A 13,618-nucleotide genomic window follows, 5' to 3' on the forward strand; every position below is an offset into this window, starting at 1 on the left:
CCTCCCCCGCGCGCCGCGCCTCCCCCCGTGTTGTGTGGTCGCCCGCCGCTTCTCGCTGTGCCGGATGAGGGACTCGAACCCTCACACCCGAAGGCGGCGCATTTTGAGTGCGCTGCGTCTACCGATTCCGCCAATCCGGCCGGGCCCCGCGGGATCTCCGTCTGCGAAGGGCCGTTCCAGCAGTGTAGACGAGGTCACGTCCGCATCCGAACTCCTGCCGTGCCGCAGGCGGCCCGTGGGCGGTAGCATGGGGGACGTGAGCGAAACAGAGAAGACTTCCAACTCCGCCCAGGGACCCGTGAAGCGGGTCGTCGTCGCAGAGGACGAGGCCGTCATCCGCCTCGACATCGTGGAGATGCTGCGGGAGGTGGGCTACGACGTGGTCGGCGAGGCCGCCGACGGCGAGTCCGCGATCCGGCTGGCGGAGGAGCTGCGCCCCGACCTCGTCGTGATGGACATCAAGATGCCCGTCCTCGACGGCATCTCCGCGGCCGAACGCATCGCCTCGGCGCGGATCGCCCCCGTGGTCCTCCTCACGGCCTTCTCCCAGAAGGAGCTCGTGGAGCGTGCGCGCGACGCCGGTGCGATGGCCTACGTCGTCAAGCCGTTCTCCGCGAACGACCTCATCCCGGCGCTCGAGATCGCGCTGTCCCGCCATGCGGAGATCTCCGCGCTGGAGTCGGAGATCTCCGATCTCACGGACCGCTTCGAGACCCGCAAGCTCGTGGAGCGCGCCAAGGGACTGCTGATCTCCTCGATGGGCCTCACGGAGCCCGAGGCCTTCCGCTGGATCCAGAAGACCTCGATGGACCGCCGGCTCACCATGCGCGAGGTCGCGGAGACCGTGCTCTCGCAGATCGGCGCCCAGAAGGACTGAGCACCGGGGCGGAGCCGCGGCTCAGCTCTCCAGAACCATGTTCGAGATGCGGACGATCGACAGCAGTCGGTCGTCCGCATCCGTCATCCGCACCTCGTGGCTGAAGAGGCGGCGTCCGCCGTGCAGCACCTCCGCGCGCCCCCGCACGGTGCCGGAGGTGGCCGAGCGGAGGTGGGTGGCGTTGAGGTCGACGCCGACCACCGGCCCGCCGGTGCGCAGCGCCGCGTGCATCGAGGCCAGCGTCTCGGCGAGGACGACATGGGCCCCGCCGTGGAAGAGGCCCGCGGGCTGCAGGTTGCCCTCGACCGGGCAGACGCCCTCGGCGAAGCCGTGGCCGAGCCCGGTGATCTCGATCCCCATCCGCTCCATGAGCGTGCCCGGCATGTCCCGGTAGCCGGCCAGCAGCGCCGTGCACTCCGCGGGGGTGGTCTCGGCGGTGATGCGGGGGAATGCGGGCGGAACGGACATCGGGAGCCTCCGGGGGATGAGCGGAACTGGTGCGGATCTCACTCTAGCGGCGGAGGCGTCCGCGCTCGTGCCCGTGTCCGCGGTGCCGGGTAGTCTGGAGCGGTGACTCAGAACGACAGCCCCACCGCGGAATCGCTCCTCCTCATCGACGGGCACTCGATGGCCTACCGGGCCTATCACGCCCTCCCCCCGGAGAAGTTCTCCACCTCCACGGGGCAGACCACCAATGCCGTGTTCGGCTTCGTGTCCATGCTGCTCACCGCGCTGGAGGCGGAGAGGCCCACCCACGTGCTCGTGGCCTTCGACCGCGGCAGGCCCGCGTTCCGGCTCGAGGAGCACCCGGGGTACAAGGCCGGCAGGGCGAAGACGCCTCCGGACTTCCACGGGCAGGTCGAGCTCATCGAGACCCTGCTGGAGGCCATGCGCATCCCCGTCGTGGCACTGGAGGGGGTCGAGGCGGACGACGTGCTCGCCACCTATGCCCGGCTGGGCGAGGAGGCCGGCATCGAGGTGCGGATCGCCTCGGGGGACAAGGACAGCTTCCAGCTCGTCCGCGAGGGCGTGAGCGTCCTCTACCCCAAGCGCGGAATGTCCGATCTCACCCGCATGACCCCGGAGGCGGTGAGCGAGAAGTACGGCGTCACGCCGGCGCAGTACCGCGGCCAGGCGGCCCTCGTGGGGGAGAAGGCGGACAACCTGCCCGGGGTGCCCGGAGTGGGGGAGAAGACCGCGGCGAAGTGGCTCAACAAGTACGGGGACCTGGAGGCGCTGCTCGCACACAGCGAGGAGATCGGCGGCAAGGCCGGTGAGAACCTGCGGGCGCACCGGGAGGCGGTGGAGCGCAACTACCGCGTGAACCGCCTGCTCGACGACGTCGAGGTGCCGGTCACGGTGGAGGCCGCACGCATGCAGGGACCGGACGCGGACGCGCTGAGCGCCCTGTTCGACCAGCTCGAGTTCGCGGTCCTCGGACGGCGGGCGGAGGCCCTGTTCGGCGTGTCCGGGAACGCGGGCGCGGCATCCGCGCAGGAGGCGCCCGTCCCCGCCCGGCCGGACGCGGCGGAGCTGGTGCCCCTGCTGGAGGGCATCGACGCGGAGGCCTGGGTCGCCGTCGCGACGGACGCCACCTACGTCCTGGGTCTGGGGGCGGTGGACCGCATCGCCCTCGCCTGGGGGGAGCGGACGGCGGTCGTGGCGCTCAGCGCGCTCGAACCCGCCGGTGCGACCGCTCTCGAGGAGTTCCTCGCCGGGCACACCCGCCTCGTCATGCACGATGCGAAGCCGCAGCTCAAGGCGCTGCGCGTGTCCGGCCTGCCGCGTGCGCACGCGGACTGGGACACGGAGCTCGCGGCCTACCTGCTGGAGCCGGACCGCCGGGGCTACGCCCTCGAGGAGATCGCGCAGGCCCGGCTGGGGCTGGCGGCGCAGCAGGAGGACGAGGACGCGGACGGTCTCCACATCCGCGCCTGGACCGTGCTGCAGCTGCGGCCGGTGCTCGCCGAGGCGCTCGAGGGCGCGCATCTCACCGGGATCATGACCGGCATCGAGATGCCCGTCCAGGAGGTCCTGGCACGGATGGAGTCCCGCGGCATCGCGGTGGACGCCGCGCGTCTGGCGGAGCTGGGCGAGGAGTTCGGCGCCCAGGCGGAGGCGAGTGCGCAGGAGGCCTACGCCGCGATCGGCCACGAGGTGAACCTGGGGTCGCCCAAGCAGCTCCAGGCGGTCCTCTTCGACGAGCTGGAGATGCCCAAGACCAAGAAGACCAAGACCGGGTACACGACGGACGCGGATGCGCTCGCGGATCTGTTCGTGAAGACGGGGCATCCCTTCGTCCAGCATCTGCTCGCGCACCGCGACCGGATCAAGCTGCGGCAGACGGTGGTGGGCCTCGAGAAGACCGTGAGCGATTCCGGGCGGATCCACACCACCTACCTGCAGACCGCCGCGGCGACAGGCCGGCTCTCCTCCAAGGACCCCAATCTGCAGAACATCCCGGTGCGCACGGAGGCCGGCCGGCGGATCCGGGAGGTGTTCGTGCCGGGTGCGGACAGCGAATCGCTCATGACGGCGGACTACTCGCAGATCGAGATGCGGATCATGGCGCATCTGTCCGGGGATCCCTCGCTCATCATGGCGTTCCGCGCCGGCGAGGACCTGCACGCCTACGTGGGCGGGCAGGTGTTCGGCGTGGCCACGGAGGACGTCACCCCGGAGATGCGCAGCAAGGTCAAGGCGATGTCGTACGGCCTGGTCTACGGCCTCTCCGCCTATGGGCTCTCGAAGCAGCTGGGCATCGGGGTGGATGAGGCCCGCGGGCTCATGGACGAGTACTTCTCCCGGTTCGGCGCGGTGCGCGACTACCTGGGCGCGGTCGTGGAGGAGGCGCGGGAGCGCGGCTACACGGAGACGATGGACGGCCGCCGCCGCTACCTGCCGGCACTCACCTCAGCGCAGCGGCAGGTCCGGGAGATGGCGGAGCGGGCCGCGCTCAACGCGCCCATCCAGGGCAGCGCGGCGGACATCATGAAGCGCGCGATGATCGCCGTGGAGTCCGCGCTGGGGGCCGGCGGCCTCCGCTCGCGCATGCTCCTCCAGGTCCACGACGAGATCATCGTCGAAGTGGCCCCGGGGGAGGCGGGACAGGTCGAGGAGATCCTGCGCCGGGAGATGGCCGGCGCCGCCGAACTCGACGTGCCCCTCGACGTGAACGTGGGCACCGGCGCGAGCTGGCACGCCGCCGCGCACTGAGCGGGGCCGGGCACGTGAGCGGGGCGGCGCGGAGCCGCCCCGCTCAGCCCTTCAGCCTGGCCGAGAAGATCGTGGTGCCGGGCATGAGCTGTCCGCGCAGCGGCGACCAGCCGCCCCACGAGGCCTCGTTGGACTCCGGCCACTCCGGCTCCGTGAGCCCGGTGATCTCGAAGCCCGCCTCCACCAGCAGGCTGATCCAGTCGCCCATCGTCCGGTGGTGTTCGGCGTAGACCGGCTCCCCGGAGGCGTCGAGCTCCACGTACGGCGTGCGGTCGAAGTAGGAGTACTCGACGGTCAGCCCCGCCTCGCCCGGCACGTCCGGGAACATCCACCGGATCGGGTGCGTCACGGAGAACACCCAGAGCCCGCCGGGACGGAGCACCCGGGCGGCCTCCGCCAGCACGGCCTCGGCGTCCTTGACGAACGGCAGGGCGCCGTAGGACGAGCAGGCGATGTCGAAGCTCCCCGAGGGGAACGGCAGGGACCGGGCGTCGGCCTGCAGGAAGGTGGGCGGCACGGCGCCGGCCGTGAGCGGGTTCTCGCGGCTGAGCCGGGAGGCCTGCTCGAGCATGCCGGAGGACAGGTCGACGCCCGTCGCGAGCGCGCCGTGCTCCGCGAGCCAGCGGGTGCACTGCCCCGCGCCGCAGCCCACGTCGAGGACCTGCTTCCGCGTCACGTCGCCCAGCAGGCCGATGTCGTCCTCGCGGACCCCCTCCGGGCACCAGACGAACTCGGAGGCGCCCAGGAAGCTGCCGTGCTCCGCGAGGTACTCCTCCGCCGAGCCGTCCCAGTACGAGCGGTTGGCGCGGACGGACTCCTCGTCCCCGATCGCCAGATATCCGCCGCTGATGATCTCCGGCGAGTACTCTCCCTCGGTCACGTGCACGTCCTTACGCTGATCGGTTGGGGCGGACGCGTGCGCGAACCCCCTCTGTGGTGCTAGCATATTTGACGGTATGCACTCCGTGCACCTGGATCCCGGACCAGCACGAAGAGCATCCAGCACATGCGATGAATGCGGCACCTGCAACACATGCGGCACCCAGAGCATGCGCACACATCAATCCACCACGAGACCGTGGCCTGCCCCGGGATCGCGGGCCGCATTCCATTACACGGAGTCCCTTACCTAATGACCACCACCACGCCGGACGCGGCGAAGCAGACCCAGGTCGCAGTCAACGACATCGGCTCTGCCGAAGACTTCCTCGCAGCCGTCGACGAGACCATCAAGTACTTCAACGACGGAGACATCGTCGAGGGCACTGTCGTCAAGGTCGACCGCGACGAGGTCCTCGTCGACATCGGCTACAAGACCGAGGGCGTCATCCTCTCGCGCGAACTCTCCATCAAGCACGACGTCGACCCCTCCGAGGTCGTCGAGGTCGGAGACGCGATCGAGGCCCTCGTCCTCACCAAGGAGGACAAGGACGGGCGCCTGATGCTGTCCAAGAAGCGCGCGCAGTACGAGCGCGCCTGGGGCGACATCGAGCGCATCAAGGACGAGGACGGTGTCGTCACCGGCACGGTCATCGAGGGCGTCAAGGGCGGTCTCATCGTCGACATCGGACTGCGCGGCTTCCTGCCGGCCTCCCTCGTCGAGATGCGCCGCGTCCGCGATCTCGCCCCCTACATCGGCCAGCAGGTCGAGGCGAAGATCATCGAGCTGGACAAGAACCGCAACAACGTCGTCCTCTCGCGCCGCGCCTGGCTCGAGCAGACGCAGTCCGCGGTCCGCCACGACTTCCTGCAGACGCTGCAGAAGGGTCAGGTCCGCCCGGGCGGCGTCTCCTCCATCGTCAACTTCGGCGCGTTCGTCGACCTCGGTGGTGGCGACGGACTCGTGCACGTCTCCGAACTCTCGTGGAAGCACATCGAGCACCCCAGCGAGGTCGTCGCGGTGGGCGACGAGGTCACCGTCGAGGTCCTCGACGTGGACATGGACCGCGAGCGCGTCTCGCTGTCGCTCAAGGCCACGCAGGAAGATCCCTGGCAGCACTTCGCCCGCACGCACGTCATCGGTCAGATCGTGCCGGGCAAGGTCACCAAGCTCGTTCCCTTCGGTGCGTTCGTGCGCGTCGAGGACGGCATCGAGGGCCTCGTGCACATCTCGGAGCTCGCCGTCCGCCACATCGACCTGCCCGAGCAGGTCGTGAGCGTCGACGAGACGATCTACGTCAAGGTCATCGACATCGACCTGGACCGCCGCCGGATCTCGCTCTCCCTCAAGCAGGCGAACGAGGGCGTGGACCCGGAGGCCGAGGAGTTCCTCGACCCCGCGCTCTACGGCATGCTCCAGGAGTACGACGAGGACGGGAACTACAAGTACCCGGAGGGCTTCGACCCGGAGACCAACGAGTGGCTCGAGGGCTACGAGGCCCAGCGCGAGGAGTGGGAGCAGCAGTACGCCGCCGCTCAGCAGCGCTGGGAGGAGCACAAGAAGCAGGTCGCCAAGGCGATCGCCGCGGACGCGGACGCCGCTGCGGATGCCGCCGTGGACGCCGCCGTTCCCTCGGCTGCCTCCTACGCCTCCGAGACGCCTGCGGACGAGGGCACCCTCGCCAGCGACGAGGCTCTCGCGGCTCTGCGCGAGAAGCTCGCCGGCGCCTGAGCGTCGCGCTGAGACGATCAGCCTTCCTCGTTGAGCGCTGAGCAGAAGGACCCCCGGACACCCGTCCGGGGGTCCTTTCGCACCCTCCTGACCTGGTGCGGCTTCGCCGCCGTCCTGGCCGCCGCCGCGGCGCTGGCGTTCCGCGAGGTGCTCGCGGACCCGGCCTCCCGGGTGACCGCCGCCAATGACGACACCTCCCTGTTCATCTGGTGGTTCGCCCATGCCGCCGACTCGGTCGCGTCCTGGTTCGGAGCCGGCACGGGGGAGGGCTCCCTCCTGACCACGGTGCGGATGAATCACCCCGAGGGCGTCAACGGTGCGTGGAACACCTCGGTGCTCGGCCTCGCGGTGCCCGCGGCACCGCTGACCTGGCTGCTGGGCCCGGTGGTCTCCTTCAACCTCTGCATCCTGGCCTCTCCGGTCGCCGCGGGGCTCGCCTGCGGCTTCCTCCTCCGGCGGTTCGCCGCCCCGGCGGCCGCCTTCCCCGCCGCGTTCCTCTACGCGTTCTCGCCGTATCTCATCAGCCAGGCCGGCGGCCATCTCAATCTCAGCTTCGCGGTCCTGCCGCCGCTCGTCGCCGCCTTCCTCCACTCCGCCCTCACGGCGCCCGTGGGCGGACGGTTCCCGGAACGGGTCGTGCGTCTCCTGCCGGCCGGTGTGCTCCTCGCCGCCGCGCTGGTCTGGCAGTTCTACCTCTCCACCGAGCTGCTGGCCGGCACCTTCCTCGCCGCTGTGACGGCGCTGCTCGTCCTCGCCTGCGTGTTCGGGATCCCTGCCGTGCGCTCCCGTGCCCTGCGGCGCGGACTGGTACGGCGGCTGGGTCCGGCCGCTCTCGTGGCAGGCGGTGCGGGAGCGATCGCGCTGCTGGTGGCCGCACCGCTCCTCGCGACGATGGCCGCGGACTTCGGCGCCCCGCGGGAGGGCCTGCGCCCTCACGGCGTATGGGTCAACGACCTCGCCGACGCGGTGGTGCCTCCCTCCTTCGTCCCGTTCGGCGCCGAGGAGGACCTCGTGCCGCGGGTGCTCGGGATCGACCCGGCGGAGGTGGGGGGATACCTGTCCGCCGCATGGCTGCTCGTCGCCGTCTGGGCGGTGCTGCGGACGGCCGGGAGCCGCTGCTGGGGTGCGCTCACCCGCACGGCCGCGGGCACGGCCGCATGCGTCTGGCTCCTCTCGATGGGCGGGAGCCTGCGGGTGGCCGGCGCGGATACCGGTCTCCCCGGGCCCTTCCGGCTGGTGGAGTCCCTCCCGGTGCTGGAGAACGTGCTGCCCATGCGCCTGGCGGTGCACGTGGTGCTGTGCCTGAGCATCCTCACGGCGGTCCTGCTGGAGTCCGTGCGCACGGCGCAGACGCGCCGGCGGACGGCGGCGCGGGTCTGTGCGGTCCTCGGGGCCTGCGCGACGGCGGCCTCCCTCGCGCCGATCGCCGTGGAGGCGCGCACCGTGCCCATCCCCGCGCTGTTCACGAGCGGGGAGCTCCCCGCCGTGATCCCGGAGGACAGCGTGGTGAAGGCGGTGCCGCAGCCGCGTGCGCTGGCGGAACCGGATGCCGCGCAGTCGATGGTGTGGCAGGCGGTCAGCGGCATGCGGTACTCGGAGACCGGCGGATACTTCATCGGCTCGACGCCGGAGATCCCGGTGATCTACCAGTCGCCGCTCGATCCCCTCGACCAGGCCCTGCGGACCGTGGAGGACGAAGGCCTGGAGGCCGTGCCGCCCGAGGACCTCGCGGAGGCGGTGGCGGACTCGGCGCGCCGGGGCACGGACTTCCTGCTCGTGCCCCGGGACGTCCCCCGGCTGCCTGCGGACGGTGACGCACTCGCCCTGCGTCTCGCCGAGGCCTCGGGTGCGGAGGAGTCCCTGCACGGCGGTGTCTGGGTCCTGGATCTGCGGCACCTGCGCTGAGCAGCCGTCCCCGCGCGGCGTCCGCCTTCCGGACAGGTCGTCCCCACAAGGAGAGAAGTCCTACCCTCGGTGTTGTATCCAAGATGGATCCCAGATGGGACCGTCCGAGCACTGCAATGACGGAGGCGCACCCACGATGACCCGCACCACGACATTCCCGGAGGCACTGTCATGAGGGCGCAGCGGCGCGCGCAGGCCGCGCTCATCACGGCGCAGCTGTTCTCCGGTGCGGGCATTGCCTCCGGCTACGCCGTGGGCGGTCTGCTCGCGGAGCAGATCAGCGGACGCACCTCGATGGCCGGATTCGCGCAGATGAGCGTGATCCTGGGAGCCGGTCTGCTCGCCTATCCGCTCGCCGCGCTGGCGGGACGGAAGGGTCGCCGGACCGCACTCACCCTCGGCTTCGGCATCGGCACGGCGGGTGCGCTCGTGGTGCTGGCCGGGGTCGCGCTGCAGCTCCTCCCGGTCTTCCTCCTGGGCATGCTCATGTGCGGCTCCTCGACGGCCTCGGGCCTCCAGGCGCGCTATGCGGCCGTCGACCTCGCGGACCCCGCGGCGACGGGACGCGCCATGTCCCTGGTGGTGTGGGCGACGACGGTGGGTTCCGTCCTCGGGCCCTCCTTCACGGATCCGGGCGCGCACCTCGGCGAGGCGCTGGGCATGCACCCGCTCGCGGGCCCCTATCTCATCTCGATGGCCGCCTTCGCCCTCGCGATGCTCTGTGCCTCCCTCGTCCCGCGGATCGGCGGTGCACGCGGGAGTGCCGCCGCCGGTGCGCAGCGGACCGGTGGCGGGGACGGGACGGCGAGCGCCCCGGCGGCGCAGCTGCCGCTGGGGCCGGCGCTGCGCGTCGCGGCGGCCCGTCCCGCCGCCCTGCTCGCGATCGCCACCGTCATCGCCGGGCAGATGATGATGACCAACGTGATGGTCATGACGCCCGTGCACATGGACCACCAGGAGTTCGAGCTCACCGCGATCGGCGTCGTGGTGAGCCTCCACATCGCCGGGATGTACGCGCTCTCCCCGGTGTTCGGCTGGATGGCGGACCGCTGGGGGCAGGGCACCGTGCTGCTCGTCGGGGCGCTCGTGTTCGCGCTCACCATCGGCCTGGGCGTCTACGACGCCCTCGCACCGGTGTCCTCGATGGGCCTGCTCACGACGGCGCTCGTCCTGCTGGGGATCGGCTGGTCGATGTTCCTCATCGGCGGCTCCTCGCTACTGACCTCCTCCGTGCCGCCCGAGGCCAAGCTCACCCTGCAGGGAGCGTCCGACTCCGCGATGAATCTGGGCGGGGCGCTCATGGCGGCGATGGCCGGCACCGTGCTGGAGCTGGGCGGCTTCCTCTGGATCAACCTCATGGCGACGGCCGTCCTCGTCGTATGGCTGCTCTTCTTCCTCCCGGCGCTGCGCCGGCTGCGCTGGCCGGGGCGGCCGTGAGCGCCGGGGTGCCGGCGGGCGAACGCGCCTATCGGGCGCTGCGCGACCGCATCCTCGAGGGCGTGGATCCGCCCGGCACCATGCTGGGGGAGGCCGCTCTCGCCGCGGACCTGGGGATGAGCCGGACCCCGGTGCGGGTGGCGCTGGCAAGGCTGCAGGACGAGGGGTGGATCGTCGTCTATCCCAAACGCGGGGCGCTGGTCACCGGTGTCTCCCCGGCGGTGGCGGCGGAGCTCGCGGACGCCCGCTTCGTGCTCGAGTCCACCGCGGTGGACCGGGCCTCGCCGCAGCTGCGTGAGACCCTGGCCGCGCGCCTCGCGGAATCCGTGGAGGGCCAGCGGGAGGCCTTCCGCCGCCAGGACCTGCGCGGGTTCATCGATCTCACTCTGCGCTTCCACCACGGCTTCGTGGAGGCGGGCGGGAGCTCGGTGCTCGTGGAGCTCTACGAGAGGCTGGCGGACAGGCACCGCTTCCTGCTGTTCGCCGCAGGCGACAGGCTGCTCGCACGGTGCGAGGAGATCATCGCGGAGCACCAGGCCCTCGTGGAGCACCTGCGGGCGGGGGACGCGCCCGCCTTCGCCACGGCGCTGCGCGCACACATCTCACAGGTGACGGGAGAGAGGAGCGGCGGGACGGAGGACGCGCACGGGTGAGAGGGCGTCCGCGGGTCGTAGAGTGTGCACATGAGTGGGAGCATCACGGCGGACGGACAGCTGCGGATCGGTCTGACGGGAGGGATCGGGGCGGGGAAGTCCACCGTCGCGGCGCTGCTGGCGGAGAAGGGGGCCGCGATCGTCGACGCGGATGCCGTCGCCCGCGAGGTGGTCGAGCCGGGGGAGCCCGCGCTGCAGGCCCTCGTCCGGGAGTTCGGCCCGCAGGTGGTGGACGACGACGGAGCGCTCGACAGGCAGGCGCTGGCCGCCGCCGCGTTCGTGAGTGCGGAGCGCACGGCCGCGCTCAACGCGATCATGCATCCGGCGATCGCCGCACGCACGCAGGAGCGCTTCGCCGCCCTGGCCGCCAGTCCCGTCGTCGTCCACGACGTCCCGCTGCTCGTGGAGAAGCGGATGGGCGCCGCCTATCACCTCTGCGTCCTCGTCGACGTGCCGGCACCCCTGCGCCTGGACCGCCTGGTGCGCTCCCGCGGGCTCGACAGGGAGGACGCGCAGCGGCGGATCGCCCAGCAGGCCGACGACGCGCAGCGGTACGAGGAATGCGACGCGGTCCTCGACAACGCCGGTGAGCCGGCGGCGCTGAGGCGGGCGTTCGACGCCCTCTGGACGGAGCGCATCGAGCCGTTCGCACTGGCGCTGGACTCCGGGCGTGCGCAGCCCGCTGCGGAGGGTCCGGAGGGCGAGCCCGCCACCGAGGCGGAGGCTGCGGTCCGCGCACACGCTCCTGCCCGGCTGCGGCGCAGGCTCGAGCACTGCCTCGCCGCGACGGGAGCCAGCACGGAGACGCTGTCCGCCGTCACGGCCGAACCCCTCGGCTTCCGGCTGGAGACCGAGGGGCTCGGGGGCGCCGAGGCCGTGGAGGGAGCCCTGCGCGGTGGCGGGTGGCTCGCCGCGGACCGCGGGCTCCGCGTGTTCGCGGACCCGGTGCAGCCGGGCCGACTGCACCTGCGGTGAGCTGCGGGGCCGCGTTGCGCGCCCAGGCGGAGGGCTCAGCGCAGTGAGGCGCTCAGCTCCACGGGCACGCCCTTGAGCGCCTGGGAGACGGGGCAGTTCTTCTTCGCCCTCTCGGCCTCGATGCGGAAGTCGTCCTCGCTGAGCCCCTCGACCCTGCCCACCACGTAGAGACGGATACCGGTGATCCCCTTTGCGGGGTCGAAGGAGACGTCCGCTCCGGTGGAGAGGTCCTCCGGCGGCGTGCCGGCGGCCGTGAGGGCATTGGCCAGCGCCATCGAGAAGCAGGCGGAGTGTGCGGCGCCCAGGAGCTCCTCCGGCGTCGTCGCCCCGGATGCGCCGGTCGAGCGCGCGTCCCAGGTGAGGTCGTGGGTGCCTGCGCCCGACGATTCCAGGCTCACGGTGCCGGACCCCTCCATGAGAGGGCCCTTCCAGACGGTGTGGGCTTTCGAGACTGCGGTCATGGGGCCTCTCCTGACGGGGTCGGTTTCCGCAGGCGAGTCTACGCGGTGACGGCCGCTGTGCCGCCTCGCGGCGTTACCCATCTGAAACCTTCGTGGGGTGAGATATGCATCACATTCGACATTCGCCGCTATACACTGTGGGAAGTGAGATGCGTCACATCGTCTCACCGCTGTGCGGGTCCCGCCCGCCGGTCCTCCGAACTCGAGGAAGAAGACCAGGATGCTCACATCACCCACAGGTCGGCGCACCCGTCGCGCCGCCGCATGTCTGGCCGCCGCGGCGGCGCTGGCCCTCACGGCCTCCGGGTGCGCCACCGGAGGCTCAGGGGAGGAGGACGGAGACGGCGGGTCGGGCCCGCTGAAGATCGGCACCCTGCTCCCGCAGACGGGCGCACTCGCGTTCCTGGGACCGCCGGAGATCGCAGGGGTCAACGTCGCACAGGCGGAGATCAACGAGACCGGCGGGATCGGCGGCGAGGACGTCGAGGTGCTGCACCGCGACTCCGGGGACACGACGACCGACCTCGCCTCGCAGTCCACGACGGAGCTCCTCAACGAAGGGGTGGGGGCCGTGATCGGGCCGCCGTCCTCCGGCGTGACCCAGACGGTCATCAACCAGATCACCGGTGCCGGCGTGCTGCAGATCTCCCCCGGCGCCACCTCGCCGGAGCTCACCGACTGGGACGACGGGGACTTCTTCTTCCGGACCGCGCCCTCGGACGTGCTGCAGGGCCGCGTGCTCGGGAACTACATGGTCTCGCAGGGGGCGCAGTCGATCGGCCTCATCGTCCTCAACGACGCCTACGGCACGGGGCTCGCGGAGAACGTCCGGCTCTCCGTCGAGGAGGCCGGCGGCGAGATCGTCGCGGAGTCGCTCTTCAACGAGGGCGACTCGCAGTTCACCTCGCAGGTCGACGAGGTGGTGGGCGCGGACCCGGACGCGATCGCGGTCATCAGCTTCGACCAGGCGAAGTCGATCGTCCCCCTGCTCACGGCGCGGGACGTCACCCCCGATCAGCTGTTCTTCGTGGACGGCAACACCGCGGACTACAGCGCGGACTTCGATCCGGGCACGCTCGAGGGCGCGGCAGGCACCCAGCCGGGAGCCTTCGCCGGGCAGGACCTGCGTGATCGGCTGCTCGAGGACGATCCTGAGCTGGAGAACTTCAACTACGCGGCAGAGGCCTACGACGCCACCGCTCTCACCGCGCTCGGGGCGATCGCGGCGGGTTCGAGCGACCCGGAGGCCATCCGCGACCAGCTGACCGACCTCTCACAGGGCGGGGAGAAGTGCGAGGGCTTCACGGCCTGCCGTGAGCTCCTCGACGCGGATCCGAGCGCGGACATCGACTACGACGGCTACTCGGGCCCGATCAGCTTCTCCGACAAGGGCGACGTCACCGAGGCGACGATCGGGGTGTACGTCTACGACGGCGACAACGTGCCGCAGCCGGACAGCGAGGAGTCCGGCAAGCTCTGAGAG

General features: G+C 71.3%; 11 protein-coding genes and 1 tRNA gene. 8 read left to right on the forward strand and 4 right to left on the reverse strand.

Translation table 11 applies throughout. The annotated features are described in order from the left end of the window. Window positions 1-58 precede the first annotated feature (58 nt). A tRNA-Leu gene (locus Q0A33_RS11510) sits at window positions 59-140 on the reverse strand. 116 nt (window positions 141-256) lie between these two features. Here Q0A33_RS11510 and Q0A33_RS11515 point away from each other — a divergent pair. Next, a complete protein-coding gene (locus Q0A33_RS11515) occupies window positions 257-877 on the forward strand; it encodes a response regulator (RefSeq protein ID WP_291796594.1) in 621 nt (206 codons plus the stop codon). A gap of 21 nt (window positions 878-898) precedes the next feature. On the opposite strand, the gene Q0A33_RS11520 is transcribed toward Q0A33_RS11515, so the two are convergent. Then, window positions 899-1,345 carry a hotdog fold thioesterase gene (locus Q0A33_RS11520; RefSeq protein ID WP_291796596.1) on the reverse strand — a complete coding sequence of 149 codons (447 nt, stop codon included), beginning with the start codon at window positions 1,343-1,345 and terminating at the stop codon, window positions 899-901. Window positions 1,346-1,447: 102 nt separating this feature from the next. Here Q0A33_RS11520 and polA point away from each other — a divergent pair, with 102 nt between their 5' ends. After that, complete coding sequence (polA, locus tag Q0A33_RS11525) at window positions 1,448-4,093, forward strand: DNA polymerase I (protein WP_291796600.1); 2,646 nt, start codon at window positions 1,448-1,450, stop codon at window positions 4,091-4,093. Window positions 4,094-4,136: 43 nt separating this feature from the next. Here the strand turns inward: polA and Q0A33_RS11530 are convergent, their stop codons facing one another. Further along, window positions 4,137-4,973 carry a class I SAM-dependent methyltransferase gene (locus Q0A33_RS11530; RefSeq protein ID WP_291796603.1) on the reverse strand — a complete coding sequence of 279 codons (837 nt, stop codon included), beginning with the start codon at window positions 4,971-4,973 and terminating at the stop codon, window positions 4,137-4,139. 252 nt (window positions 4,974-5,225) lie between these two features. On the opposite strand from Q0A33_RS11530, the gene rpsA reads away from it, so the two are divergent. The 5 genes from rpsA (at window position 5,226) to coaE (ending at window position 11,674) form a co-directional block, all read left to right on the forward strand. Next, window positions 5,226-6,704: a 30S ribosomal protein S1 gene (rpsA, locus tag Q0A33_RS11535; RefSeq protein ID WP_291796606.1), complete on the forward strand. Its 1,479-nt coding sequence runs from the start codon at window positions 5,226-5,228 to the stop codon at window positions 6,702-6,704. A gap of 30 nt (window positions 6,705-6,734) precedes the next feature. Further along, window positions 6,735-8,609 carry a hypothetical protein gene (locus Q0A33_RS11540; RefSeq protein WP_291796609.1) on the forward strand — a complete coding sequence of 625 codons (1,875 nt, stop codon included), beginning with the start codon at window positions 6,735-6,737 and terminating at the stop codon, window positions 8,607-8,609. 171 nt (window positions 8,610-8,780) lie between these two features. Next, a complete protein-coding gene (locus Q0A33_RS11545) occupies window positions 8,781-10,046 on the forward strand; it encodes an MFS transporter (RefSeq protein ID WP_291796612.1) in 1,266 nt (421 codons plus the stop codon). Then, on the forward strand, window positions 9,989-10,699 hold the full coding sequence (locus Q0A33_RS11550; RefSeq protein ID WP_291796615.1) for a GntR family transcriptional regulator: 711 nt from the start codon (window positions 9,989-9,991) through the stop codon (window positions 10,697-10,699). Before Q0A33_RS11545 ends, Q0A33_RS11550 begins: the two co-directional genes overlap by 58 nt. Before the next feature lie 30 nt (window positions 10,700-10,729). Beyond that, complete coding sequence (gene coaE, locus Q0A33_RS11555; RefSeq protein WP_291796618.1) at window positions 10,730-11,674, forward strand: dephospho-CoA kinase; 945 nt, start codon at window positions 10,730-10,732, stop codon at window positions 11,672-11,674. 35 nt (window positions 11,675-11,709) lie between these two features. On the opposite strand, the gene Q0A33_RS11560 is transcribed toward coaE, so the two are convergent. Further along, complete coding sequence (locus tag Q0A33_RS11560) at window positions 11,710-12,135, reverse strand: OsmC family peroxiredoxin (protein ID WP_291796621.1); 426 nt, start codon at window positions 12,133-12,135, stop codon at window positions 11,710-11,712. A gap of 220 nt (window positions 12,136-12,355) precedes the next feature. Between Q0A33_RS11560 and Q0A33_RS11565 the strand changes: the two genes are divergently transcribed. Beyond that, the gene (locus Q0A33_RS11565; RefSeq protein WP_291796624.1) at window positions 12,356-13,615 is read left to right on the forward strand and encodes an ABC transporter substrate-binding protein; all 1,260 of its coding nucleotides are present in this window, start codon (window positions 12,356-12,358) and stop codon (window positions 13,613-13,615) included. Window positions 13,616-13,618 lie beyond the last annotated feature (3 nt).

The organism is Brevibacterium sp. (genome assembly GCF_022712115.1).
Lineage (GTDB): Bacteria > Actinomycetota > Actinomycetes > Actinomycetales > Brevibacteriaceae > Brevibacterium > Brevibacterium salitolerans.